Source organism: Actinoplanes sp. NPDC000266 (assembly GCF_042899005.1).
Classification (GTDB): domain Bacteria; phylum Actinomycetota; class Actinomycetes; order Mycobacteriales; family Micromonosporaceae; genus Actinoplanes.
Genome location: NZ_JBIAZI010000001.1, coordinates 1,152,492 through 1,178,577 on the forward strand (window position 1 = coordinate 1,152,492; position 26,086 = coordinate 1,178,577).

A 26,086-nucleotide genomic window follows, 5' to 3' on the forward strand; every position below is an offset into this window, starting at 1 on the left:
CCAGGTCGCGTGGAGTTGGAGCGGATCGGCCAGAGCGCGCGTGGCCGAGTGGTAGCCGTCTTCCGTTGGGGGGTGTTTCTCGACCTCGGCCTCTCGAGGCCAGGGTTGATCGATGCCTTGTACATAGACGACGGCGATGTTTATGTGGAAGATCAAATTGTCGAGGTCGTCCTGGATTCATTCGACGATCAAAAAGACAAGTTCATCGCGAGGCCGCCGAGTCAGACGCCGCTGACGGAGCGCCTCCGGAAGAAGGGGTTCAGCGAATAGCAGCGCTGAACCGCCTCGTATTCCCTCCACAGAAGGGCCCATCCCCCATGTCCTCACGCTTGTTGCGTGGGCGGCGGCTGTCCGTGTCATCTGCGGTGGCCGCGCTGCTCACGGTTGGGGCGATAGGAGTGTCGGCGCCGGCTCAGGCGCGCACCCCTGCCGCTCCGGCAACACCTACACCCACTCCTGCGGCTGAGAAGCAGACGGCCGATCCTGTCGCGGCCGCTGTTGAAGAGGCACGCAAGACAGGCGAGCCGGTTCGGATTCCCTCGCTCACCGATGGGTCGTCGACCACGTCGGCGAATCCGGATGGGCAGCTGACCACCACCTATTCCTCCAGTCCGCAGCGGGTCAAGCAAGGCGGGCAGTGGGTTCCCATCGACACCACGCTCGTCAAGCGCGGTGACGGCAGCTACGCGCCCAAGGCGGCCGAGTCCGATGTGGTCTTCGGTGGGGGTGGCAGCAACGCCCTCGTTTCGCTCAAGGAGGGTGACGCCGGGCTGAAGTTCACCTGGCCGGGGAAGCTGCCGGCTCCCACCGTCGCGGGCGACACCGCGACGTACGCCAATGTCCTGCCCGATGTCGACCTTCAGGTCACCGCCGACGCCACCGGGTACTCGTCGATGCTCGTGGTCAAGAACGCCAAGGCGGCGGCCAACCCGAAGCTTCAGAAGATCGACTTCGGGCTCACCGGGACCGGTGTCACGATCTCGTCCACCCGGAACGGCGGTGCGGAGGCCGTCGACACCAGGACGGGCGAGACCGTTTTCCACGCTGACACCGCTCTCATGTGGGACAGCAGCACGCCCGTGGCCACGCCGGCGGCCAACGCCAAGGGCGCCGCCGCCATCAAGAGTGACGAGAAGCCGAGCGCCGGTGTGCTCGGCGGGCGCCGGGCCAAGGTCAAGGTCGGTGTCGGCGGAGGCAAGCAGAGCCTCACGCCGGACCGCGCGCTGCTGACTGCCAAGACGACGAAGTTCCCGGTCTTCATCGACCCGGTCTGGCAGGGCAACCCCACCCAGTACCAGTGGGCGCGTATCTCCAGCAACGGCTGGGACGTCTACAACTCGACCTCCAAGACCGGCGCCACCAGCGCCCGCATCGGCTACGACAACTGGCCCGGCGGGGCGGGGGAGCGGGCCCGCACGTACTACCAGATGAACACGGCCGGAGTGGCCGGGGCCGAGATCTCGAGCGCGACCCTCTACGTCACGCACCGGTGGGCCGCCTCCTGCTACAAGACCGGAGCGGTGGTGTACGGCACGGCCGCGCCCAGCTCGTACAGCGCCTCCGGTCTGCACTGGGGCAAGGAACCCAAGAAGACCACCGGCGTGCTGTCGACCGTCCAGGGCTACGAGGACGACTGCGGCACCAAGGACGTGCGTGTCTCGCCGGCCAAACTGAACTTCAACGTCACCAGCTACCTCAAGACGGTGGCCCGGAGCAAGGCGTCGCGGGCCAACTTCCTCGTGCAGGCGGCCGACATGGACGACCCGTACTTCTGGAAGCAGCTGGGTTACGGCGGCGGCGCCAGCCTGTCCGTCACCTACAGCTACCGGCCCACCCTGCTCAACGGTGACGGCGACCCGACGATCAACCCGGCCATCTGGGACATGGGCCGGTGGCGGACCACCACGCACACGCCGACGCTGGCCGCCAAGGGCACCAACGGACTGGCCAACGGGCAGCTCGAGAACGTCGGGATCATGTACGAGATCTATCGGGGCAGCACCCGGATCGCCCGGGCCACCACGTCGAAGAGCAAGAACGGCACGGCGTGGACCATCCCGGCCCTGCAGGACGGCGACTACGAGTGGCGGGCCACCGTCGTCAACGAGACCGGCCTGACCGCGACCGCATGGACCCCCTGGCAGAAGCTGACCATCGACACCGCGGCGCCGTGGGCCCCGAAGGTGAACTCGACGCAGTTCCCGTCCAAGCAGCTGGGCGCGGCCTTCGGTGACAAGGGCACCTTCGTGTTCGGCCCGGACAAGACCGGCGGTCACAAGGACAACGTCACCGGTTATCTCTTCACGCTCGACGGCGACCTCACCAACGTGACCTACAGCGGGGTCAAGAGCACGCTGACCAACTGGACGACCAGCATCACCACGCCGGTGCCGGGGAAGATCTACTACGCCAAGGCGGACAACGGGAACGGCACCGGGACCGTGGTCGTCAACGGCAGCGCCGGACCACAGTTCACGCCGGGCACCGCGGGCGCGCACAAGCTGGGCGTCAAGGCGGTCGACCAGGCCGGATCGACGTCACCGCAGACCGCGTACGTCTTCTACGCCGGCCGCAGCACGCCGACCTACGCCACCGCGACGAAGATGGTCAGCGGCTGGACGGCCACGAACACCGACGGCACGACCACCGTGGTGCCGCCCTACGCGGCGACCACCACCGGCAAGGTCATCACGCAGTCCGGCGGTGGCGGCTTCTACTTCGCCGACGGCTATCAGGCCGTGCTCGCCAACGGCACGAACAAGGTGTCCAAGGGCGACTCGGTGACGTACTCGTTCAACGTGCCCTCGACCGGGCTGTGGGAGGTCGGCGTCCACATCACCGCCGGCACCGCGAACGGCAAGTACGACCTGGTCTTCGACAAGGGCAAGGCGACGGCGAAGACCCTGCTGAGCAACTACGACACGTACGTCGCCGTCCCGGAGACCCGATTCGTCAACTTCGGCGTCCTCAAGGACAGCGCCGGCAAGCCGATGACCCTCCAGCAGGGCGTGCACACCGTCACGTTCACCATGACCGGCACCAACACGGCGTCCAACAGCTATCAGTCGGGCATTGACGTCGTACGACTGGCGCCGATGTTGACCTGTGCGATAAACAACCCGGCCGCCTGCTACAACAACACCGCCATCAGTACCTTCACGGCCGGCACCACGCCGAAGGTCACGGTGGCCGACGCCGACGGGGCCGGCGCCAGCTTCGAGGCCACCGACCTGAAGGCGGCCGGCTGGAACCCGGGCGCCACCGTCACCGTGAACGGCGCGGCGATCAAGCTGCCCGCCGCGTACGGCAACGCCACCCCCGACAACATGCTGTCCTCGGGGCAGATCGTCACCGTCCCGTCGACCGGTGTGGTGAACGCGGGCAACGCCGTGGTCTTCGCCGGCTTCACCACCCACGGACCGGTCAAGGGCGCCACGGGCACCATCACGTACGCCCAGGAGAGCTGCGGCATCAAGAGCCAGGCCTACACGCTGGACTCCCTGCCCGACTGGGCCAGTGTCCCGGCCGGCGACGCCGCTCTCGCCTTCACGCGCTACAACAAGAGCAACGCCACCCAGGTCACCGCTCCGGCCGGCGTCTTCACCGCGAGCGTGCCCCTGGCCTGCCCGGGCGCCGTCGTGGAGAGCATCACCCTGCCGGTGGTGTCGACCGTGGCCCAGTCCGGCACGGCGACGCTGCACTTCTTCGGCCTGGGCATCCGCCCGACGTCGATCACCGAGTCGGCCCACTGGACCGGCAGCTGGTCCACCGCCCAGGACGTCGCGGCGGTGCCGCTCAGCAGCGGGGCCAACGCCACGCTCAACGGGCAGACTGTCCGCATCCCGGTGCGGCTGACGTTGGCCACGGGCGGTGACGCCCATAAGGTTCGGGTACGCCTGTCGAACGGCACCGGGAAGACGCCGGTCACCTTCGGCGCGGCCTCGTTCGCTCTGCAGGCCGGCGCCGGAGGTGCGGCCGCCGCGTCGACCCCGGTGGCGCTGACCTTCGGCGGGGCCACCAGCGTGACCGTGCCGGCCGGCGCCGATGTGGTCAGCGACCCCGTGGCGATGACCGTGCCGGAGCTGACCACGGCGCTGGTCAGCTTGAAGGTCAACGGTTCCCTTACGGCTCTGGCCGGGCATCGTGACGGCAAGACGCCGATCTACACGAGCGCTTCGGACAGTGCCGACCACACGAAGGAGCAGGCGGCCACCGGCTATACGAAGTCGGCGATCTACGGTTTGCCGTTCGTGTCCGGTGTTGATGTCACCACCTCGGCCACCAAGCCGGCGGGTTCGCTGGTGCTGTTCGGTGACCAGACGGTCAACGCCGACCACGCGGCGGCCGACACGGTGAGCCAGCTCGACAGCCGGCTGGCCGTGGCGCTGTCCACCGCGCCCGACGGCGACCGGGTGGTGCCGTTCGGCGTTCTCAACCAGGGCACCGGCAGTTCGAGCAACCGCGCCGTGCTGCCGCCGGCCGCCGTGCGGCTCGGACAGAACGCCAACGGCCTGGTGGACCGCCGGATCCTCAACCAGGCCGGCGTCCGCACCGTGCTGATCTCGTCAGGGTCGAGCGACCTGCTCGCCTGCACCGGCACCGCCGACGCCTGCGCCACCCAGGTGCAGGACAAGCTGGTCGCGCTGACCAGCCAGCTGCACCAGTACCGGTCCGACGACAGCCTGGTGGTGCCGGCCAAGGCCGGGCCGCTGAAGGTGTACGTCGCCACGCTGCCACCGTTCGCCGGTACGCACACCGCCACCCAGGAGCTCGCCCGTCAGCAGGTGAACAAGTACGTCCTGGGCCCGGACGGCGCGGCGCCGCTGAGCGGCTACGCCGACGGGGTGATCGACTTCGCGTCCGCGGTCTCCACGGAGAGCTCGGCGGTCTCGGACACCGTCCTGGACGACTACCTGACCTCGTCGGTGCCGAACGCCCTGTACTACGACCGGCTCGCCCAGCAGTACCTGGACGACTCGGATCTGGGCGACCGGATCGACGACTCACAGACCGGCGGCACCGAGCCGGACGCCGAGCCGATCGGCGTGTGGCGCCTCGACGAGGGCGGCGGCGAGTGGGGCCGCGACGTCGGCTGGGGCACCGGCCCGGACCGGGAGACGCACGACGCGTGGTTGAACGAGCTGAGCTGGGGTCAGGGCCGCGCGCTGGGCAAAGTCGCGGCGACCTTCAACGGCACCAGCAGCTACGGCCAGACCGACCTGAAGCCGAACGTCACCAAGAGCTTCACGGTCTCGGCCTGGGTGCGGCTGACCGACAAGTCCCAGGACCGTACGGTGTTCGCCCGCAACGCCGCCGGTTACGCGCCGATCGCGCTGTTCTACCAGCAGTCGACCGACCGGTGGCTGGCGCAGATGCCGTCCGCTCCGGCCGGCGACGACGTGGTCTGGGGCGACGCCCTGTCGATCGAACCCGCGCAGACCGACGTCTGGACCCACCTGGCCGCCGTATACGACACGGAGCTGGGCTCCCTGACCCTGTACGTCAACGGGGTCGCGGAGACCTCGGTCGAGAACGTGACGCCGTTCAACGACGCGGACGGCGCCACCTGGATCGGCCGCGGCGGCAGCACCTTCTTCAAGGGCGACATCTCCGATGTGCGGATCTGGGCGAGGCCGACGGACCCGGCCGAGATGGAGGGCCTGTCGGCGGCTGCCCCCATCGCCGACTGGGAGTTGGAGGACACCAGCCTGCCCGGGGTGGCGGTGGACAGCACCGGACTCGAGCACAACGGGACGCTGCCCGCCAACCCCGTGTGGGCGTACGGTCACAACGATTGGGACTTCAACGCCCTGACCCTGAACGGCACCAGCGAGGCGATCACGTCACCGGCGTTGCTCCGGACCGACCAGTCGTTCTCGGTGGCGGCCTGGGCCCGGCTGACGAAGACGGGCGCCGACTACACAGTGGTCGGTCAGGACGGTTCTCAGACGGGCCGGTTCAAGCTTCAGTACGCCCACGACTGCACCTGCTGGCGTTTCGCCACCGCCGGCACGGACACGGCCGCCCCGGCCGTGACCAAGGCCGACGGACCGGCCGGCGCCGCCGTGGACACCTGGACGCACCTGGCCGGTGTCTACGACGCGGTGTCGGGCACGCTGAAGCTCTACGTGAACGGTGAACTGGCGGCCACCACCCCGGTCACCGCCACGCCGTGGCATGCGTCCGGCAGCTACACCGCCGGCCGTGGGCTCGCCGCGGGCCAGCCCGCCAACTGGTTCCCCGGCGACATCGACGCGGTCCGCGCCTATCAGGGCGCGATCACCGCCGACGTGGTGACCGACCTGTTCAACTCGTAGCACCACCCACGAAAGGGGTGGCGTCCGGATCCTCGGGCGCCACCCCTTTGCGGAAATTGTGAAAAAGTTCATCGATATAGACCGGCGTCTCCTCGTTTCGTACTCTGATCGCCCTGGGGCTCGATCATCAACCGCTGCGCCGCTCCGCGCCGCGGTGTCCGCCCATGCCTTGGCATGGAAACACGGGGAGGACGCTCGATGCTGCCCAGAAACAAATGGGCCCCAGGACTGGTGACGCGATGGCGCCGCCTGGCCGTACTCGGCCTGATCGCGGTGGGTGGCCCGGCCCTGATCGGCTTGACGCCGGTCGCGGCGGCCGCGGACCCGAAGAAGCCGGACTTCCCCGAGCCGCAGAAGATCGAGCGGGTCGAGCTGGGCAAGAGCAAAGTCCAGCGGCGCGAGGTTCCGAAGAAGACGTACGCGAAGTTCGACGCTTCGAAGAACGCCGCGCTGCCGGCCGCCCAGGACACGACGGTCAAGCTGACCGGCCGTTCAAAGGTCCGCGCGGGCTCGTCCCCGATCTCGGTGAGCAGCGCCGCGGCCACCCAGGTCCGGGTCACCACCGCCGACCAGAAGACGGCCCAGGCGGCCGGCGTCAACGGCTTGATGTTCACCTTGCGCGACGCCGCGGGCCCGGTCGACGTAACCGTCGACCCGTCCACGTTCAGCAACGCTTACGGCGGTAACTACGCGTCCCGTCTGCGGCTGGTCCAGCTGCCTTCGTGCGCGCTGACGACGCCCGAGCTCGAACGGTGCCGCACGCAGACGCCGCTGCCCGCTGCAAAAGCGTTGTCGGCGACGGTGGCCTCCGGTGCGGTCGTGCTGGCCGCGTCGGCCGCCGCCTCCGGTGCCACCGGCGACTACAAGGCCACGTCCCTGTCACCGGGCGGCTCGTGGTCGACCAGCGGCAACACCGGCTCCTTCGTGTACAACTACGCGATCGCGACGCCTCCGGCGATCGGTGGTGAGGCGCCCGCGGTCAGCCTGAACTACAGCTCGGGGTCGCAGGACGCCCGGACATCGGGTACGAACAACCAGTCCTCGTGGGTGGGTGACGGCTGGTCGACGCCGGAGAGCTACGTCGAGCGCACCTACAAGTCGTGTGACGACATCGACGGTTCGGGCGCGCCGGAGGGTTCGGGCGACGCGTGCTGGGCCGGCGAGATTCTGACGTTGTCGCTCAACGGAAGCTCGACGCCGATCGTCTACGACGACAAGACGAAGACCTTCCGCTCGGCGCACGACGCGTCGACCACGAAGATCGACCGGCTGACCAACACGACGAACTACACCAAGAACAACGAGTACTTCCGGGTCGTCGAGAACGGCGTGCAGTACTACTTCGGCCTCAACCGCCTGCCGGGTTGGACCGCCGGGCAGGACGAGACCAAGTCGGTGCAGCGGCAGCCGATCTACAAGGCGCACGACGGGGTGGCGGCCTGCCCGGACGGCTCGTTCGCGGCGACGTCGTGCACGTTGGGCTACCGGTTCAACCTGGACTACGTCGTCGACCGCAACGGCAACGCGCGGGCGTACTACTACGACCAGGAGCTGGGCCACTACGGGGCCAACATGAAGGACACCCCCGTCGAGTACGTCCGCGGCAGCACCCTCCAGCGCATCGACTACGGCCTGCGCCCGACGACGATCTTCGCGGCGAACCCGCCGGCGCAGGTGCTGTTCACCACCGCCGAGCGCTGCATCAAGGGCGTGCCGGCCGGCAACAACTGCGACCAGTTCACGATTTCGCATCCCGAGTACTGGCCGGATGTGCCGATCGACCTCAGCTGCGGCAGCACGGGAACCTGTACCAATCACGCGCCGAGCTTCTGGTCGCGCAAGCGGCTGACGGCGATCGTCTCGCAGGCTCTGGTCGGCGGCGCGATGAAGCAGATGGACCGCTACGAGCTGAACCAGACCTTCCCGACCGGCGGCGATCACGCGCCGACGCTGTGGCTCGAGTCGGTCAAGCACATCGGCGTGGACCGGCAGGGCGGGGCGACCGCGGACGCCGACGGCGGCACGGTCACCTTCTACCCGAAGCAGCTGCGCAACCGCGTGGGCACGTTGCCGGGCCTGGAGGGCCTGTACTTCAACCGGGTCGGCACCGTCGTGTCGGAGACCGGCGCGGAAACCATCGTCACGTACAGCACGCCGAACTGTGCCGGGGTGCCGGCCAGCGACCTGAACGACGACAAGGACACGGCGGCGCAGGCGTACGCGGCCTCGAACAAGACCGGCTGTTTCCCGGTCTACTGGACGCCCGAGGCTCAGCCGCGCCCGCTGATCGACTGGTTCTACACGCACCCGGTCACGTCGGTCGAGACCATCGACAACTACAACCACTACCAGGACGGCAGCCAGCCCAAGACGCTCACCCAGTACAAGTACGGCGGTGACATCGGATGGCGCTACGACGACAACGAGGTGGTGAAGAAGGAGAACCGCACCTGGGGCCAGTTCCGCGGCTACTCCGAGGTCGAGGTCACCACCGGCAACACGTCGGTGTTCCACTACACCAACAAGAACCAGGTGTACGACCAGAAGACGCTGACGAAGAGCTACTACTTCCTCGGCATGAAGGGCGACCGGACGCCGAGCGGCGGCACCCGTCCGGTCCCGGACCTCACCAGCACCGACGGGACGATCTCGGCGCCGGACGCGCCGGAGTTCGCCGGCTCGGTCTTCGAGACGGTCACCTACACCGGGGCCAACGGCACTCCGGACTCGTCGACGGTCACCGTGCCGAAGCTGATCGGGCCGACCGCGTCGCGGGCCCGCGACGGGTTGGCGGCGCTCGAGGCGTACATGGTCGGAACGTCGCGGAAGGTCGCCCGCCAGAAGGTCTCCTACGGCTGGCGGAGGACGGAGAGTCTCACCTTCTTCAATGCGACGCTGGGCCAGAGCACGACGGGTATGCCGGTGCAGACGGCCGACCGCGGCGAGACCGGCGCCGCCGGCAACGTCAGCAAGTGCGCGTTCATCCGCTACCTCGACGGTTCGGTCGCCCTGCCGGGCGGCGGCACCGCTCCGTTCGTGGTGCCGGCCGAGGCCATCACCACGGCGCAGGACTGCGCCGCCGCCGGGGCGACACCGTCCGGGACGCTGCTGTCCGACGTGCGGACGTCGTACGACGGAAACGCCTTCGCCTACAACGGTGACGGGCAGACCAGCCCCGCGCGACCGACGGCGGGCAACCCGACGCTCCTGCAGACCGCCTCGGCTGCCAGCGGCGTGAAGGTCAGCGCCTGGCTTGATTCGACCGCGACCACGTACGACAGCTACGGCCGGACGCGGACGACGACCCAGACGCCGAAGTCGGACGGCCTGGCCCAGACCGTCTACACCAAGTACAGCCCGGACAGCGGCGCGCTGCCGAGCAAGGTCACCACGATCACGCAGGCGGCGGCGGGAGTCGACTGCTCGGCGGTCACCGAGTCAAGCAAGAACTGCCACGTCGGCACCCTCACGAACAACCCGCTGCGTCAGCTCCCGATCGCCTCGATCGGCATCGACGGTGCCCTGACCTCGTCCGAGTACGACGCGCTGGGCCGGATGACGAAGGCCTGGTTGCCGAACAAGAGCAAGGCGGCCGGGGCTCCCGCCAACCAGATGTTCGAGTACAGACTGCGCTCCGACGGCCCGAACGTGGTCACCACCAGGACGCTGACGGACAGCGACGCGGTGGGCGCCCCGACGACGTATGTGGTCAACAAGGTGCTGCACGACGCGATGCTGCGCCCGCTCGAGTCCCAGACGACCGGCGAGAACGGCAGCACGGTCGTCTCCGACACCCAGTACGACTCGCACGGCCGGACGGTCATCACCAACAACGCGTACGCCGTCTCCGGCAACCCGGGCGACACGCTCGTCTCCGACAGCTTGTCGCAGGTCACGATCCCGTCGACGACGGTCACCGACCACGACGGCATGGGCCGGGTGACCCAGACGACCACCGAGCACAACGGCGTCGAGACCTGGCACACCCGCAACGCGTACACCGGCGACAAGGTCACCACGATCCCGCCCACCGGTGGCATCGCCACCACCAGCATCGCCAACGCGCGTGGCCAGCTCACCGAACTCCAACAGCACACGACGGCGCCGACGCTGTCGGGCAGCCTCACCGGTGGCTTCACCGCCTCCGGCGGCACGGCCAACAGCATCACGTACGCCTACACCGCGGCGGGCCAGCAGTCCACGATCACGGGACCCGACAAGTCCGTCTGGACCTACACCTACGACCTGCTGGGCCGGCAGACCCGCAAGACGGACCCGGACACCGGCATCGGCGCCGCGGGCTACGACGACGCGAACAACACGATCTGGACCAAGGACGCGCGCGGCATCCAGCTCGACTACACGTACGACCTGCTCGGCCGCAAGCTCACGGCGACCGACAAGAACAAGAGCGACTTCAAGTTCGCCTCTTGGACGTACGACACCCTTCGCATCGGCAAACCCACCTCATCCACCCGCTACGTCCAGGATGTGGTCGGCGGCTACACCGTCGAGGTGACCGGCTACTCCACGCTGGGCAACCCGATGGGCCAGACCATCACCCTGCCGTCCGAGGAGAAGCCCCTTCCCGTCTCCTACACGACGTCGTTCGCCTACACGCCGAACACCGAGCTGCTCGCACAGCAGACGGACCCGGCGGTTGGCGGCCTGCCCTCGGAAACGATCAACTACGGCCACAACCTGTTGGGCGCGCCGACCAAGACCGCTGGCATCGGGTCGTACGTCGCGGGCACGGTCTACACCGACTTCGGCCAGCCGAGCAAGGTGACTCTGGGCCCGTCCAGCAACCAGGCCGAGGTCCTCTACAGCTACGACGAATTCACGCTGCGGCGTATCGGCCGGCAGGTCTCCCGGGTGCAGGGGATCGGTCCGCTGGTCGACGAGACCAATTACAGCTACGACGACGCCGGTAACCCGTTGTCGGTGACGAACAAGCAGTCCGAGAACGGCAACATCGTCACCGACACCCAGTGTTACCGCTACGACAGCCTGGCCCGGCTGGCCGACGCCTGGACCTCATCCGGCGCCTGCCCGGCCGAGTCCGTGGCCAAGCCGGTCGCGGGCGGGGTGGCGACCGGTGCCGGCTCGTACTGGCAGTCGTTCACCTACGACGCGATCGGCAGCCGTACTCAGCTGCAGGATCACGCCACCGGCAGCGGCACCAGCGACGTCACGACAAAGTACACGCTCGGCTGCTCGGCGAACTGCAACCGCACCGGCGCCCAGCCGCACACGCTGACCGCCACCAGCGGCAACGCCGACCCGACGACCTTCGTCTATGACGTGGCCGGCAACCTGCTCAGCCGTACGGCCACGAGCGGCAAGAACCAGACGCTGAAGTGGGACGACGAAGGCCGTCTGGCCGAGGTCACGACGAGCTCTGGCACGACGAAGTATCTGTATGACGCGGACGGCAACCAGCTGATCCGCCGGGACCCCGGCCGCACCAGCCTGTTCGCCGGCGACACCGAGGTGGTCATCAACACCGCCGCCGACCCGATGGTCTCGCTGGGCGCGGTCCGCACGTACAGCCACGGCGGTGCCGGCGGCGCGGTGGCCATCCGCTCGACCCTGCCGGGCGGCGGCACCCACTACATGATCAGCGACACCCACGACAGCGCCACGCTGTCGATGGACACCACCACTCAGGAGATCTCCCGCCAGCAGTTCAAGCCGTACGGCGAAGACCGCAAGAGCGCCAACACCACGGGCTGGCCGGACATGACCCGCGGCTACCTGGGTGCGCCGAAGAACCTCGATACGGGTTACACCGACACCGGCGCCCGCAAGTACGACCCGGTGCTGGGCCGTTTCATCAGCCCCGACCCGCTGCTGGTCACCACCGATCCGGCCCAGCTGGGCGGCTACACCTACGCCGGCGACAACCCGATCACCCACGCCGACCCGTCCGGCCTGCGAGTCGACGGCGACGTGCCGGGATGCGAGCGGAACAACGGCGGCACGTGCGGAACCCCGCTCGAGGAACGCCCGGTCGATAAAGGGGACAACAAGGAGAAGGACCCCGTGCCCTACTCCGGCACGGGCGAATCCGGTGAGGTCTCCATCGCCGGTGTCACCGTGACCGTCAACGAGGTCGAAGATCCTTGGAAGTTCGCCCTGATGGTCAACGACGAGTACTACAGGCTCACCGAGAACGGCCGCCGGCTCGGCGGCACGGACGAGATGAAGCTGCTGTGGGCCATGGTCAATGCCTGCAACCGTGGCACCTTCTGTGAGCAGTGGTTCACGAACGAACTGAGCGGAATGCACGCCCAGACGATCACCTGGTACAAGGGTTGCCAAGGCAAATGCTTCGAGAGGTACCTGTTCACGGTCGCCTGGATCCAAGGCATGATCATGGACGCCGCCGGCCCTGGCAATATGCGCGTCGGCAAGGGCAGGAAGTCGGGCAAAGCGAAGGTCGACGGAGTCGACGAACCTGGTTTCGGCGTCAGTGTCTGCAAAATCGGCGGCGGCAACAGCTTCTCGCCTGACACCCGTGTTCTCATGGCCGACGGCTCGACCAAGACGATCGTGGACATCAAGGTCGGAGACAAGGTTCTGGCCACCGACGCCGAGACCGGCAGAACCGGACCGCAGGCCGTAACAGCTCTCCACGTCAACACTGATACCGACCTCGCCGACCTGACCGTCGAGGCGGGAGACCAGAAGAACGTCATCCACACCACCAGAGACCATCCCTTCTGGATCTCTGACCGTGGCGAATGGGTGAACCCCCTGGTCATGGCTCCGGGTGATGGTCTTACGACCATCGCGCCGTTGACCCTCCCCGAAGTGAACGCGGTTCGGCTCTTCACGGGCCGGCAGGCGATGTACAACCTCACAGTCGCCAGCGTCCACACGTACTATGTGCTTGCCGGCTCGACTCCCGTGCTTGTGCACAACATGGAGTGCGACGTCCCTGGTCTGGACTCCACTGGCAAGGTCCATGGCGAGATGCCACCTGGAAATCGCGTTCCCTCCCATTGGACGGCGGAGCAGCTCGAACAGCTTGAGGGTGAGTTGGTGAAGAGCATCGCGCGGCGTAAAGAGGTGAACCTAGATCTTGGTCTCGACTATGGCCATGCCAAGCGGCTGGCGGATGAAGAGGCTCTACTTCGCGACGTCCGTAACAGGTTGAACGGTAAGTGATGATTGTGGATACAGGACAAGCTGGAGACGCGCTGGTTCAGCGCATATCGAATTCAGGTCGGAGCCCTGAAGAGTACGGCGAAGACGCTTACGCTCTCCTGCAGGAAATATTTCGCGGCTACTCGATATCGCGTTTGAAGGCGTTGTTGTCGAGCGAGAACATCCCGACGGCCGAGGCTGGAATATGGGTGTTGTCCGAGTTGGGGAGCAAGGCGGCACCGTTGCTCGGTGACATAGCTCCTCTTCTGCGATCGCCGAGCCGGAAGGTTCGGTACTGGGCGATTGATGTCGTGCACTCCAGCGCGGGCCCTGACGACGGAGATCTGATCGGCAAGGCTTTGAGCCTTCTGGACGACGACGATCCAGCGGTTCGCAGAGCGGTTATTTTTTTCCTGTCCAGGATTTCGGATGCGCAACTCTCGGCCGCGATCGATCGGCTAGGAGAGGGGAGATTGACTCGTCTTCTCGGCTGGTTTCGGCGAGTGATCGGTGGCGGATTCGAATCGGAAATACTCGAGCGACTGCAAGATGAAGACGGCCTTGGCCAGAGGGTCGCGGTGGCGGCTGCGGCCCGTATTCCCGATCGCGGCGGACCTGCTCTTCAATGGGCTGCTGCCGAAGGTCCCGATGATGTAAGTGTATTTGCATCCAGAGAAGTAGGTAGATGACCGCGGATATCCGCTGCGGAACCGCGGGCCGATGGTGGCCCGCGGTTCGTGAAGCGGTGGCTTCGTCTTAAGGGCCCATGGCCCGCACCTGCTCGTCTCGAATTTGTTGTTCCCCGAGAGAAGGGCTCCTCCCTCCATGTCCTCACGCTTGTTGCGTGGGCGGCGGCTGTCCGCGTCATCCGCGGTGGCCGCGCTGCTCACTGTTGGGGCGATAGGGGTGTCCGCGCCCGCCCAGGCGCGCACCCCCGCCCCCGCAACCCCCACTCCGTCGTCGGCCGCTGAGCAGGCGGCTGCTGATAAGAAGGCGGCCGATCCGGTTGGAGCCGCGGTCGACGAAGCTCGTAAGACCGGTGAGCCGGTTCCGGTTCCCTCGCTGACCGATGGGTCGTCGACGACCTCGGCTCAGCCTGATGGGAAGCTCACCACCACCTACACCTCCAGCCCTCAGCGTGTGATGCAGAACGGGCAGTGGGTTCCCATCGACACCACGCTCGTCGCGCGGGCCGATGGCACCCTCGCGCCCAAGGCCGCCCAGTCCGATGTGGTCTTCGGGGCCGGTGGCAGCACCTCGCTGGTGTCGCTCAAGGATGGCAAAGCGTCCCTGGCCTTCACCTGGCCCAGCAAACTGCCCAAGCCGACCGTTGCCGGGGACACCGCCACCTATCCGAACGTCTATCCCGACGTCGACCTTCAGGTCACGGCGGACGCCACCGGATACTCCTCGATGCTCGTCGTCAAGAACGCCAAGGCCGCCGCCAACCCCGCGCTTCAGAAGATTGACTTCGGGCTCGCCGGCAAGGGCGTCAAGGTCTCGCCGACGCGGAACGGCGGTGCGGAGGCCGTCGACACCGAGACCGGCGAGACCGTCTTCCACGCTGACACCGCCCTCATGTGGGACAGCAGCACGCCGGCGCCCGAGCCGTCCGCGACCGTGAAGAAGAAGAGCGACAGCGTCGAGCGCCCCGGGCCCAACCAGATCGGCGGGCGCCGGGCCAAGATCAAGGTCGGGGTGAGTGGGGGTAAGCAGAGCCTCACGCCCGACCGGGCTCTTCTCACCGCCAAGACGACCAAGTTCCCCGTCTTCATCGACCCCGTCTGGCAGGGCAACCCCACCCAGCACCAGTGGGCTCGCATCTCCAGCAACGGCTGGGACGTCTACAACTCGACCTCCAAGACCGGCGCCACCAGCGCCCGCATCGGCTACGACGACTGGGCCGGCGGCGCGGGTGAGCGGGCCCGCACGTACTACCAGATGAACACCTCAGGTGTCGCTGGTGCGGAGGTCTCGAGTGCGACCCTCTACGTCACCCACCGGTGGGCCGCTTCCTGCTACAAGACCAACGCCGTCGTGTACGGCACCGCCGCCCCCAGCGCCTACAGCGCCTCCGCCCTGCGCTGGGGCAAGGAACCGGCCAAGACCACCGGTGTCCTGTCCACGGTCGCCGGGTTCGAGGACGACTGCGGCACCAAGGACGTCCGGGTGTCGCCGGCAAAGCTCAATTTCAACGTCACCAGCTACATCAAGACGATCGCCAAGAACCGGGCTTCGCGGGCGAACTTCCTGGTGCAGGCGGCCAACATGGACGACAAGTACGCCTGGAAGCAGCTCGGCTACGGCGGCGGCGCCAGCCTCTCGGTCACCTACAGCTACCGGCCCACGCTGCTGAACGGCGACGGTGACCCGACGATCAACCCGGCCATCTGGGACATGTCCAAGTGGATGACCACGACCCACACGCCGACGCTGGCCGCCAAGGGCACCAACGGCGTGCACAACGGGCATGCCGAGAACGTCGCCATGATCTACGAGATCTACCGCGGCAGCACCCGGATCGCCCGGGCCACGACGGCGAAGAGCAAGTACGGCACGGCGTGGACCATCCCCACCTTGCAGGACGGCGAATACCTGTGGCGGGCCACCGTCATCAACGAGAGCGGCCTGACCGCGTCCAGCTGGACGCCGTGGCAGAGGTTCACCATCGACACGACGGCGCCCCTGGCGCCGAAGGTGCACTCGACGCAGTTCCCGCCCAAGCAGCTGGGTGGCGCGCTCAGCGACAAGGGCACCTTCGTCATCAGCCCGACCCGGGTCGCCGGGAAGCCGGAGAACATCACCGGTTTCCTGTTCTCCCTCGACGGTGATCTGGCCAACGTCACCTACAGCGGGGTCAAGAACACGCTGACCAACTGGAGCACCAGCGTCACGACACCCGTGGCGGGGCGGATCTACTACGCCAAGTCGGACAACGCGAACGGCACCGGAGCCGCCGTCCTCAACGGCAGCGCCGGTCCGCAGTTCACACCGGGCACGGCGGGCGCGCACAAGCTGACCGTCAAGGCGGTCGACCAGGCCGGTTCGACGTCTCCGCAGACCACCTACATCTTCTACGCCGGCCGCAGCACGCCGACCTTCGCCACGGGCACCAAGCTGCTCAACGGATGGACGGCGACGAACACCGACGGGACGACCACTGTCGTCCCGAAGTACTCGGCGACCACCACCGGCAAGGTGATCAACCAGGCCGGCGGCGGTTCCCTCTACTACGCCGACGGCTACCAGGCGGTGCTGGCCAACGGCACGGCCAACGTGTCCAAGGGCGACAGCGTCACCTACTCGTTCAACGTGCCCTCCCCGGGACTCTGGGAGATCGGTGTCAACATCACGGCCGGCACCGCCAACGGCATCTACCGGCTTGTCTTCGACAAGGGGCTCCCGACGGAGACCGTCCTCCACGAGTCGTACGACTCCTATTCGGCCGTGCCGGAGACCCGGTACATCAACTTCGACGTCATCGGGAAGAAGCAGGGCAAGCCGCTCGACCTGGCGCAGGGTGTGCACACCCTGACGTTCACCATGATTAATAAGAATGCGGCTTCGGCGGGCTACCAGTCGGGCATCGACGTCGTGCGCCTGGCGCCCGTGCTGACCTGCCCGATCAACAACCCGACGGCCTGCTACAACAACACCGCCATCAGTACGTTCACGGCGGGGACGCCACCGAAGGTCACGATCGCCGACGCTGACGGCACCGGCTCGAGCATCGAGGCCACCGACCTGAAGGCTTCCGGCTGGAACCCGGGTAGCACCGTCACCGTGAACGGCGCGGCGATCAAGTTGCCGGCCGCGTTCGGCAACGGCGCCAGCGACAACATGCTCGCGTCGGGGCAGATCGTCACCGTCCCGGCCAGCGGGGTGGTCAACAAGGGCAGCGCCGTTGTCTTCACCGGCTTCACGACCTTCGGACCGGCCAGGGGCGCGACCGGTACCATCACGTACGCCGACGGAAGCTGCGTGAAGAGCCAGGACTACATCCTGGACTCGCTACCCGACTGGACCAAGGTCCCCGCCGGCGACGCCGTTCTCGGTTACACCAAGAAGAACTACAGCAGCGGTCAACAGGTTCCCCTGGCGATCAGTATGTTCAGCGCGAGTGTTCCGTTGCATTGTCCCGGTGCCGTAGTGGAGAGCATCACGCTGCCCCTGGTGTCCACCGTCCCGCAGGCCAATACGCCCACGCTGCATTTCCTGGGGCTGGGCATCCGCCCGCTGTCGGGCACCGAGTCGGCCCGCTGGACCGGCAGCTGGTCCACCGCACAGGACGTCGCGGCGGTGCCGCTCAACACCGGCGCCAACGCCACGCTCAACGGGCAGACTGTCCGCATCCCGGTGCGGCTGACCCTGGCCACCGGCGGTGACACCCACAAGGTCCGCGTACGCCTGTCCAACGGCACCGGAAAGACGCCGGTCACCTTCGGCGCGGCTTCGTTCGCGGTGCAGGACAGCGCCGGCGGAGCGGCCGCCACAGCCACCCCGGTGGCGCTGACCTTCGGCGGGGCCACCAGCGTGACCGTGCCGGCCGGGGCCGAGGTGGTCAGCGATCCGGTGGCGATGACCGTGCCCGAGCTGACCACGGCGCTGGTCAGCCTCAAGGTCAACGGTTCTCTCACGGCTCTGGCCGGGCATCGTGACGGCAAGACGCCGATCTACACCAGTGCCTCGGACAGCGCCGACCACACGAAGGAGCAGGCGGCCACCGGATATGCGAAGTCGGCCATCTACGGTCTGCCGTTCCTGTCCGGCGTCGACGTCACCACCTCGGCCACCAAGCCGGCGGGTTCGCTGGTGCTCTTCGGTGACCAGACGGTCAATGCCGACCATGCGGCGGCCGACACGGTGAGCCAGCTCGACAGCCGGCTGGCCGTGGCGCTGGCCGGAGCGTCCGACGGTGATCGGCTCGTGCCGTTCGGCGTTCTCAACCAGGGCACCGGCAGCTCCAGCAACCGGGCCGTGCTGCCCGAGTCCACCGTGCGGGTGGCCAAGAACGCCAACGGGCTGGTGGATCGCCGGATCCTCAACCAGACGAACGTCCGCAACGTGCTGATCTCGTCGGGATCGAGCGACCTGCTCGCGTGCACCACTACCGCCGACGCCTGCGCCACGCAGGTGAAGGACAAGCTCGTCGCGCTGGCCACCCAGCTGCGGGAGTACCAGTCCGACGACACCCAGGTGCTGCCGGCCAAGGCCGGCAAACTCAAGGTGTACGTCGCCACGCTGCCACCTTTCGCGGTGACACACACCGCGGCCCAGGAGGCGGCTCGTGAGCTGGTCAACCAGTTCATCCTCGGCCCGGATGGGCGGGCGCCGCTGGACAACTACGCCGACGGGGTGATCGACTTCGCGTCGGCCGTCTCCGCCGAGAGCTCCGCGACGTCGGACACCGTGCTGGGCGACTATCTCACCGACGGGGCGCCGGACACCGACTACTACGACGCCCTGGCCCGGCAGTACCTGGACGACTCGGATCCGGGCGACCGGATCGACGAGTCGCAGAGCGGGGGCACCGAGCCGGACGCCGAGCCCATCGGTGTGTGGCGCCTCGACGAGGGCGGCGGCGAGTGGGGCCGTGACGTCGGCTGGGGCACCGGCCCCGACCGGGAGACGCACGACGCCTGGCTCAACGAGCTGAGCTGGGGTCAGGGCCGCGCGCTGGGCAAAGTCGCGGCGACCTTCAACGGCACCAGCAGCTACGGCCAGACCGACCTGAAGCCGAACGTCACCAAGAGCTTCACGGTCTCGGCCTGGGTGCGGCTGACCGACAAGTCCCAGGACCGTACGGTCTTCGCCCGCAACGCCGCGGGCTACGCGCCGCTGTCGCTGTTCTACCAGCAGTCGACCGACCGGTGGCTGGCGCAGATGCCGTCCGCTCCGGGCGGCGACACGGTGGTGTGGAACGACGCCCTGTCGATCCTTCCCGCACAGCAGAACGTCTGGACGCACCTGGCCGCGGTCTTCGACGCGGACCAGTCCTCGCTGACCCTGTACGTCAACGGAGTGGCGGAGACCTCGGTCGAGGAGGTGACGCCGTTCAACGACGCGGACGGCGCCACCTGGATCGGCCGCGGCGGCAGCACCTTCTTCGCCGGCGACATCTCCGATGTGCGGGTGTGGGCGCGCATGACGCAACCGGCCGAGATGGAGGGCCTGGCCGCGGCCGTGCCGATCAGCGACTGGGAGTTCGAGAACACGACGCCCACCACGGTGGTCGACGACACCGGCCTGGGACACGACGGAACGTTGCCGGCGAACCAGGTCTGGTCGCCCGGCCACAACGACAGCGACTGGTCGTCGCTGACCCTCAACGGCACCAGCGAGGCCGTCACGTCACCCGCCCTGCTCCGGACCGATCAGTCGTTCTCGGTCGCCGGTTGGGCCCGCCTGACCAAGTCGGGCGCCGACTACACCCTGGTCGGTCAGGACGGTTCGCAGACGGGCCGGTTCAAGCTCCAGTACGCGCATGACTGCACCTGCTGGCGCTTCGCCACCGCCGACACGGACACGGCCGCCCCGGACGTGACCAAGGCCGACAGCCCGGCCGAGGCAGCCGTGGAGACCTGGACGCATCTCGCCGGCGTCTACGACGCGGCGGCCGGTGAGCTGCGGCTCTACGTCAACGGCAAGCTGGCGGCGACCACGCCGGTCACCGCCACACCGTGGCAGGCGGCCGGCAGCTTCACCGCCGGTCGCGGCCGGTCGGCGGGTCAGCCCGCCGAATGGTTCCCCGGCGACATCGACGCGGTCCGCTCCTACCAGGGTGCGATCACGGCCGACCAGGTGGCCGAGCTCTTCGAGTCGTAACACCGAACGGGGTGGCGTCCGGTCTTCCGGGCGCCACCCCGATCAGCCAGGCGTCAGTGCGCGCCGCCGCACACGATGGCCCGGTCGTAGCGCTTCATGAGCTTCAGGCCGTCCCGGGCGGCGCGGTCACCCTGATCGGCCAGGGCTTCCAAGCGGCGCCGCCAGCCGATCCACCGGGCAACGCTGAAGCCGTTGCCGGAGGCGTCACCGAGACGGCCCGCGTACGTGCGGTTGTGCTTGGTGGCGTCGACCAGCCGCGGCCCGGCGTGACGGAACCAGGCGACGGCGGCCAGCACGTGCAGCGCCGGGTCGGCGGGGGTATCCAGGGCGGTCCCGATCGTCCACAGCCCCTGCAACAGAAAGTCCATGACGCCGGGCGTGAGCCGGGCCGCGAAGGCGTTCAGGGCGGCCCGGTCAGGGCCACGACCTCACCCCAGGCCGCCCACAGGACGCCCTCGACCTCGTCCGGCTCGTTCCGGCACGCCACGGCGACCGGCGCCACGAACGCGGCGACATCACCGCGCGACATCGACCTCGGGCAGATCAAGGACGTCCCGCCGCTGTGGACCGACGCCGTCATCAAGCTGAGCGCGGCGCCGGTCGTCTCCGTCGCGAAGATCCGCGGGCGGGCGCGCGGCGGCGGTGACGAGCTGCTGCTGGCGTGCGACATCCGCTACGCCCGGCACGGCGCCGAGCTCGAGGTGAACCTGGGCCCGCTACTGGGCGACCTCGCGTAGCGCCGGCGCCACCTCGGCGCCGAGGCGGTGCACCGATTCCCGCACCGCCCCGGCGTCCAGGCCGCCCCAGTCGGCCAGGGCCTGGACCCGGTCGAACGGGACCAGCTTGTGCAGACGTTCCAGCTTCTCGGTGATCTGTTCGCTGGTGCCGATGAACAGATGACCGCCGGGGCGCAGACCGCCGGCGAAGGCGACGGGGGAGACGGGGAAGGGCAGGAAGTCGCGGTAGTTCGCGTACGTCTCGCGCGCCTCCCGCTCCGTCGCGGCGGCGAAGTAGTGCACGGCCAGCCCGACCTGGGTGCCGCCGGCGGCCCGGTACAGGTCGGCGAGCCGGCGCAGGTCGTCCGGCGAGCCGCCGATGTAGCCGAGGATGAGCGGCAGCCCGGCGGCGCCGGCCCGCAGGGCGCTGCCGGGGCTGCCGCCCGCGCCGATCCACACCGGCAGCGGCTCCTGCGCGGCCCGCGGAACCACGTCGGCCGGCACGAGCGGCGGCCGGTGCCCACCCGGCCACGGCGTGGTGTCACCGTCGCGCAGGCGCAGCAACAGGTCGAGCCGTTCGGTGAAGGCCTCGTCGTAGCGGTTCAGGTCGACGCCGAAGAGCGCGAACGGGTCGGGAAAGGCGCTGCGGCCCACGGTGATCTCGGCCCGGCCGCCGCTGATCAGGTCGAGAGTCGCGAAGTCCTGCCAGACCCGCACCGGGTCGTGCACGCTGAGCACGGTGACCGCGCTGGTCAGCCGGATCCGCCCGGTGCGGGCGGCGACCGCGGCGAGCACGGGCGCCGGCGACGAGACCAGGAAGTCGGCGCTGTGGTGCTCGCCGACGCCGAAGACGTCGAGCCCCACTTCGTCGGCCTGCACACCGAGCTCGACGATCTGTTCCATCCGCCGGGCCGGGCTCGTCCCGGCCGGCAGGTCGGTCAGGGTGGAGACGCCGATCTGGACCGTCATGACCGGGCCGCTGTCTTCCAGGCACCGACGAAGAAGCCGAGATCGCTGAGTGCCATGGTGTTCTCCATCCGAAATATGTGGAAGGGGTCTTCCGTTTCCGCACGCTAACCTAAACGGAAGAGGTCTTCCAAATATTCGGGGGTGTGATCGGTGGCACGGCGGGCCGACGCGGAACGCAACCGCGCCAAGATTCTCGAGGCGGCCGCGGCGGTGTTCGGGGAGTCCGGCATCGACGTGCCGATGAGCGAGGTGGCCCGGCGGGCCGAGGTGGGCATCGCGACGGTGATGCGCAACTTCCCGGCGCGCGAGCAGCTCATCGAGGAGACCTTTGCCGGGCCCATGCACGAGTACGCCTTGACGGCCGCCGCCGCGGCCGCGGATCCCGATGCCTGGCACGGATTCCGGAGCTTCCTGGAATACCTCGTCCGCGTCCAGAGCGGCAGCCGCGGCTTCAACCAGGTGCTCACCACGATGTTCCCCGGCGCCGAGCGGCTCGAGGCCCAACGGCAGGCGGCGCTGCGCGACTTCGTCCGCCTCGTCGGCCGGGCCAAGGCAGCCGGGCGCCTGCGCCCGGACTTCTCGCCCCACGACCTGCCCCTGTTCCTGCTGGCCACCTCGTCCGTCGTGCGCCTGGGCGACGAGGCCGCGACCGCCCGGCTCGTCGGCTATCTGATGCGGGCCTGCGCGGCCGGGCGCGAGGAGCCGCTACCGCCCGCTCCAGAACCCCGTGGTTTGTACGAAGCGCTGGAGCAGCGGGGGAAAAGTCCCTGATCAGACATCATGGACGTGGTCCACCGGCCTACATTCGGCAGATGCTGGGTGATGACGAGGACACCGACGACCTTTCCATCGAAGCGCTGGTGACGGCGGTGTCGCAGGAGCTGCTGGCCTCGCAGCGGAACCGGCTGGCGGCCGGCGGCCCGGCCGTCTTCGAGGTCAGCGAGATGAACCTGGAAGTCAGCTTCGTGGTGACCCGGTCGGTGAAAGGCTCGGGCGGCTTCGACCTCAAAGTCGTCAAGGCCGATGCCGGAGCCCAGTACGACAAGCAGAGCGTCCACAAGGTGTCGTTGCGGCTGACCGCCCTGCGCGACCAGCCGCAACCCTTCGGTGGCTTCGGCGCGGTCCGGCCGAAGCGGACCGAGGACGGCTGAGCCGCCGCATGACGCTGCACATCGTCGAGGCGGGACGGCTCGATTCGGTGAGCCTCTTCGCCCGCTTCAACTTCCGGCAGGAGGATCTGCTGACCGCCGCGGCCACGGGCCGCAAGCCGGAGCCGCTGCGCACCTATCTGCATGAGCTGACCCACTATCTGCAGGCCGTGACCACGCCGTACGGCTACTTCCTCCAGTGCTGCCGGATCCTGCAGAAGCGGGCCACGGTCGTGGCCGTCCGCACGTTGCTGGAGGGCGGCTGCCCGGTCCGGCTGCCCCTGCTGACCAACCTTCCCGCCATGCCGGCGGAGGTCGAGGCCGAGGTGGGGCGGGCCTTCTCCCTGTGGCTCAACGTCGAGCACCTCATCGCCGTGCTGAGCGGCGACGACGAGCGCGCGACCCGATTGACGGAGTGGTTCGTCGGGGACATCGAGCGGGTGAAGGGCGGCCGGCTCCCTCTCCGGCCGCCGCTGCTCGGCCTGCGCGAGACCTTCGCCCTGGTCCAGGACTCCCTGGCCGATCTGATGAACTTCGACGCCGAGGCGCTGGCCACCGAGATGAAGAGCCGGGGGAGCGACTTCGACCGGCGTATGGAGAAGCTCGTCACCGGTCTGAGCGTGTTCGGCGGCAACCATCAGTGGAGCGTCGCGGCCATCCTCGAGTCCGCCGCCACCGCGGCCGAGCTCTGGGGCTCAGGACTCGACTTCGCGACCTTCGAAGCCTGGGCCGGCGCCGCGGTTCCGGCGGAGCTCCGCCACTATCGGGAACCGCTCGCAAGCGCGATGGAGACGATCCGGACCCGGGACGTGGACTCCTTCCTGCTGAGCTACATGGCGATCTGCGACGCCGCCCTGTGCGCGCCCCTGCTGCCTCAGCACGCCCGGCTGCGCCTGGCGAAGCCCGGATTCGACCAGCTGATGCCCTCAGTGCGGTTCGGGCGGCTCCTGAGCGCCGCCACGGGGGTGACGCCGATGCGGGACCACCGGGACGCCCAGCGTTACGTCGGTGAGCTCTTCGCGTCACTGGACTGGTGCACGCCGGCCGAGGTCGGCGCGGAAGCAGTGCACGGGACCACCGATCCTCTCTCGTTCATCTACGAGCAGAGCCGGCAGTGGCGGGCCGAGATGTCGCCGGCCGCCTTCATCGGTGTGGACGGCCTTCTCATCGGAGCCGGGCAGTGGCGGGACCTGTTCAACTTCGTGATCATCGACTACTCGGACAAGACCACGTACCACAGGGACAAGGACTTCCTGGAGAGCATGACCACCCGATATCTCGAGATGCTCGGCCTCCAGGCCGTCATGCTCGGCGACACCCTGGAGCTGGCGGTGCCGTACAACGGGCGCAGCGAGGCGGAATGCCAGTGGATGACCGATTGGCTGCGCCAGCACTTCGCCGCCCTGTTCGACCGGGATTTCCCGGAGCTGCGATTCGTGCCCTGAGTGCGCGGGGGCGACCGGCGCCGCCCTTTCGGTCACGGGTCGCCCCGCGCCGACCCGGTTCGCCGAGGACGGCGGCGTCTCGTACGCCTACCGCCGCTTCGGATCGGGCGGCGACGTCCCGCTCGTGCCGCTCCAGCACTTCCGCGGCAACCTCGACAACTGGGACCCGGCGCTGACCGACGGTCTCGCCGCGTCCCGCGAGGTCATCCTCGTCGACTACGCCGGCTTCGGCGCCTCCACCGGCGAGCCGGCCCGGCCGGCCGGGCGGAGCGCCCGCGACATCATCGCGTTCACCGGCGCGCTCGGGCTCGACCGGATCGATCTGCTCGGATTCTCCCTCGGCGGCTTCGTCGCCCAGGAGATCGCCCTGGTCCGCCCCGTGGCGGGGCGCCATGTTCGTGGCCGCCGACGCGCGGCCCGCGCCCTATCTCGTCGGGGCCGTCATCGCGGTCGCTTCGGAGCGGCCCTATCCGGCGCCAGGAGTGGTCGGGACAGGACTGGCGGTGCTGCTGTTCGCCGTTCATCTGCGGCTAGCCGGCTTTGGGCGTCGTTGAGGCTCTGGTGTTGGCCCATACGGCCAGTTCGCCTCCGGGGAGGCAGACGATGAGAGGGCCGTCGGGGTTGGTGAACGCCCACGACTCCACCTCGGGGTCGGCGGTTACGCGCAGCTCGTAGCCGGCACCGAACGTTATGGACAGCTCGCCGTCGCCGGCTGTCTGGGCTGTGCTGACCACGTCGCCCAGCAGCGAGGCCAGGGCATCGGAGCTGTCGTCGCCCGGCAGGAGCTGGGCCTGGGTCTCGGGGGTCGTCAAATGGGCGGCCGTCTCGATGAGGATCTGGCTGCCGCGGGAGAAGCTGAGGACCAGGGCGTCGCCCAGGCGGACGTACTCCAGGTGCTGTCCAACCAGGGGGGAGAGCGGCGACATGCGTACCTCGATCGGCTCGGCGTGAACTGACGAGCTGGACCGTATCGACCGCTTTCATAACGGGGCCTTAAAACAGGAACGCAGCTCTGATCACTTCAGTCACGCCGGGTTTGCCGTACAGTTCGGTCCTGATCCGACCGAGACTCTCGGCGCCCAGCGCGTCACGCCACGCCGTCTCGGCCCGGTGCATGGCGACCTTCACGGCGCAGGGGCCGTCCGAGGGTGGCATGAACTCGCCGATGCGGCCGCACCGGCGGATCTCGGCGCAGTGGAAGACCGGAGCGGGGCCCTCGATGGCCTCGACCACGTCGCGGAGGGTGATCTCCTCCACGGGCCGGGCCAGGCTGTAACCGCCTTGCGGGCCGGCCGTGGAGACGAGCAGGCCCGCCCTGACCAGGTGTTGCAGCTGCTTGGTCAGATATGCCTCGGGCAGTTCGTGTGCCGCCGCGAGCTGGCCGACCCGGGCCCGGTCGCTGTCGAGCAGGCTCAGGTTGATCAGTGTGTGGACCGCCCATTCGACGCCCTTGCTCATCCGCATTCTGGACATCCTATATCCGTGATGGAGGCGACATCCGGTGGACGAAACTA

The 26,086-nt window shown here is 68.4% G+C and carries 14 protein-coding genes; 10 read left to right on the forward strand and 4 right to left on the reverse strand.

The window, feature by feature from the left end; genetic code table 11:
• Positions 1-9 precede the first annotated feature (9 nt).
• From ACFY36_RS04705 to ACFY36_RS04725, 5 genes are all read left to right on the forward strand, one after another.
• The gene (locus ACFY36_RS04705; protein ID WP_499744520.1) at positions 10-270 is read left to right on the forward strand and encodes a hypothetical protein; all 261 of its coding nucleotides are present in this window, start codon (positions 10-12) and stop codon (positions 268-270) included.
• 83 nt (positions 271-353) lie between these two features.
• The gene (locus ACFY36_RS04710; protein WP_499744521.1) at positions 354-6,317 is read left to right on the forward strand and encodes a LamG-like jellyroll fold domain-containing protein; all 5,964 of its coding nucleotides are present in this window, start codon (positions 354-356) and stop codon (positions 6,315-6,317) included.
• A gap of 198 nt (positions 6,318-6,515) precedes the next feature.
• On the forward strand, positions 6,516-13,490 hold the full coding sequence (locus ACFY36_RS04715) for a polymorphic toxin-type HINT domain-containing protein (RefSeq protein WP_499744522.1): 6,975 nt from the start codon (positions 6,516-6,518) through the stop codon (positions 13,488-13,490).
• Positions 13,490-14,158, forward strand: a complete 669-nt coding sequence (locus tag ACFY36_RS04720; RefSeq protein WP_499744859.1) for a HEAT repeat domain-containing protein — start codon at positions 13,490-13,492, stop codon at positions 14,156-14,158. Before ACFY36_RS04715 ends, ACFY36_RS04720 begins: the two co-directional genes overlap by 1 nt.
• Positions 14,159-14,294: 136 nt before the next feature.
• Positions 14,295-20,294, forward strand: coding sequence for a LamG-like jellyroll fold domain-containing protein (locus ACFY36_RS04725; protein WP_499744523.1), 6,000 nt, complete (start codon positions 14,295-14,297; stop codon positions 20,292-20,294).
• Between the two features lie 53 nt (positions 20,295-20,347).
• On the opposite strand, the gene ACFY36_RS04730 is transcribed toward ACFY36_RS04725, so the two are convergent.
• Positions 20,348-20,590 carry a DUF3632 domain-containing protein gene (locus ACFY36_RS04730; RefSeq protein ID WP_499744524.1) on the reverse strand — a complete coding sequence of 81 codons (243 nt, stop codon included), beginning with the start codon at positions 20,588-20,590 and terminating at the stop codon, positions 20,348-20,350.
• Here ACFY36_RS04730 and ACFY36_RS04735 point away from each other — a divergent pair, their 5' ends adjacent.
• A complete protein-coding gene (locus tag ACFY36_RS04735) occupies positions 20,591-21,031 on the forward strand; it encodes a hypothetical protein (RefSeq protein ID WP_499744525.1) in 441 nt (146 codons plus the stop codon).
• On the opposite strand, the gene ACFY36_RS04740 is transcribed toward ACFY36_RS04735, so the two are convergent.
• Complete coding sequence (locus ACFY36_RS04740; protein WP_499744526.1) at positions 21,011-21,979, reverse strand: LLM class flavin-dependent oxidoreductase; 969 nt, start codon at positions 21,977-21,979, stop codon at positions 21,011-21,013. The two genes, ACFY36_RS04735 and ACFY36_RS04740, sit on opposite strands and share 21 nt — an antisense overlap.
• 150 nt (positions 21,980-22,129) lie before the next feature.
• Here ACFY36_RS04740 and ACFY36_RS04745 point away from each other — a divergent pair, with 150 nt between their 5' ends.
• The 4 genes from ACFY36_RS04745 (at position 22,130) to ACFY36_RS04760 (ending at position 25,179) form a co-directional block, all read left to right on the forward strand.
• Positions 22,130-22,750 carry a TetR/AcrR family transcriptional regulator gene (locus tag ACFY36_RS04745; protein ID WP_499744527.1) on the forward strand — a complete coding sequence of 207 codons (621 nt, stop codon included), beginning with the start codon at positions 22,130-22,132 and terminating at the stop codon, positions 22,748-22,750.
• Positions 22,751-22,791: 41 nt separating this feature from the next.
• The gene (locus tag ACFY36_RS04750) at positions 22,792-23,130 is read left to right on the forward strand and encodes a trypco2 family protein (protein ID WP_499744528.1); all 339 of its coding nucleotides are present in this window, start codon (positions 22,792-22,794) and stop codon (positions 23,128-23,130) included.
• Between the two features lie 8 nt (positions 23,131-23,138).
• Positions 23,139-24,572 carry a hypothetical protein gene (locus tag ACFY36_RS04755; protein WP_499744529.1) on the forward strand — a complete coding sequence of 478 codons (1,434 nt, stop codon included), beginning with the start codon at positions 23,139-23,141 and terminating at the stop codon, positions 24,570-24,572.
• A 124-nt stretch (positions 24,573-24,696) separates the two neighbouring features.
• Positions 24,697-25,179 carry an alpha/beta fold hydrolase gene (locus tag ACFY36_RS04760; protein WP_499744530.1) on the forward strand — a complete coding sequence of 161 codons (483 nt, stop codon included), beginning with the start codon at positions 24,697-24,699 and terminating at the stop codon, positions 25,177-25,179.
• On the opposite strand, the gene ACFY36_RS04765 is transcribed toward ACFY36_RS04760, so the two are convergent.
• Positions 25,103-25,498, reverse strand: coding sequence for a DUF6188 family protein (locus ACFY36_RS04765; protein ID WP_499744531.1), 396 nt, complete (start codon positions 25,496-25,498; stop codon positions 25,103-25,105). The two genes, ACFY36_RS04760 and ACFY36_RS04765, sit on opposite strands and share 77 nt — an antisense overlap.
• 67 nt (positions 25,499-25,565) lie before the next feature.
• Positions 25,566-26,036, reverse strand: coding sequence for an RrF2 family transcriptional regulator (locus ACFY36_RS04770; RefSeq protein WP_499744532.1), 471 nt, complete (start codon positions 26,034-26,036; stop codon positions 25,566-25,568).
• Positions 26,037-26,086: the final 50 nt, after the last annotated feature.

Bases quoted from the DNA above. Each gene is read 5' to 3' on its own strand.
- ACFY36_RS04715 (WP_499744522.1), top strand. From the start codon at position 6,516: ATGCTGCCCAGAAACAAATGGGCCCCAGGACTGGTGACGCGATGGCGC.
- ACFY36_RS04720 (WP_499744859.1), top strand. From the start codon at position 13,490: ATGATTGTGGATACAGGACAAGCTGGAGACGCGCTGGTTCAGCGCATA.
- ACFY36_RS04725 (WP_499744523.1), top strand. From the start codon at position 14,295: ATGTCCTCACGCTTGTTGCGTGGGCGGCGGCTGTCCGCGTCATCCGCG.
- ACFY36_RS04740 (WP_499744526.1), bottom strand. From the start codon at position 21,979: ATGACGGTCCAGATCGGCGTCTCCACCCTGACCGACCTGCCGGCCGGG.
- ACFY36_RS04750 (WP_499744528.1), top strand. From the start codon at position 22,792: ATGCTGGGTGATGACGAGGACACCGACGACCTTTCCATCGAAGCGCTG.
- ACFY36_RS04755 (WP_499744529.1), top strand. From the start codon at position 23,139: ATGACGCTGCACATCGTCGAGGCGGGACGGCTCGATTCGGTGAGCCTC.
- ACFY36_RS04765 (WP_499744531.1), bottom strand. From the start codon at position 25,498: ATGTCGCCGCTCTCCCCCCTGGTTGGACAGCACCTGGAGTACGTCCGC.
- ACFY36_RS04770 (WP_499744532.1), bottom strand. From the start codon at position 26,036: ATGCGGATGAGCAAGGGCGTCGAATGGGCGGTCCACACACTGATCAAC.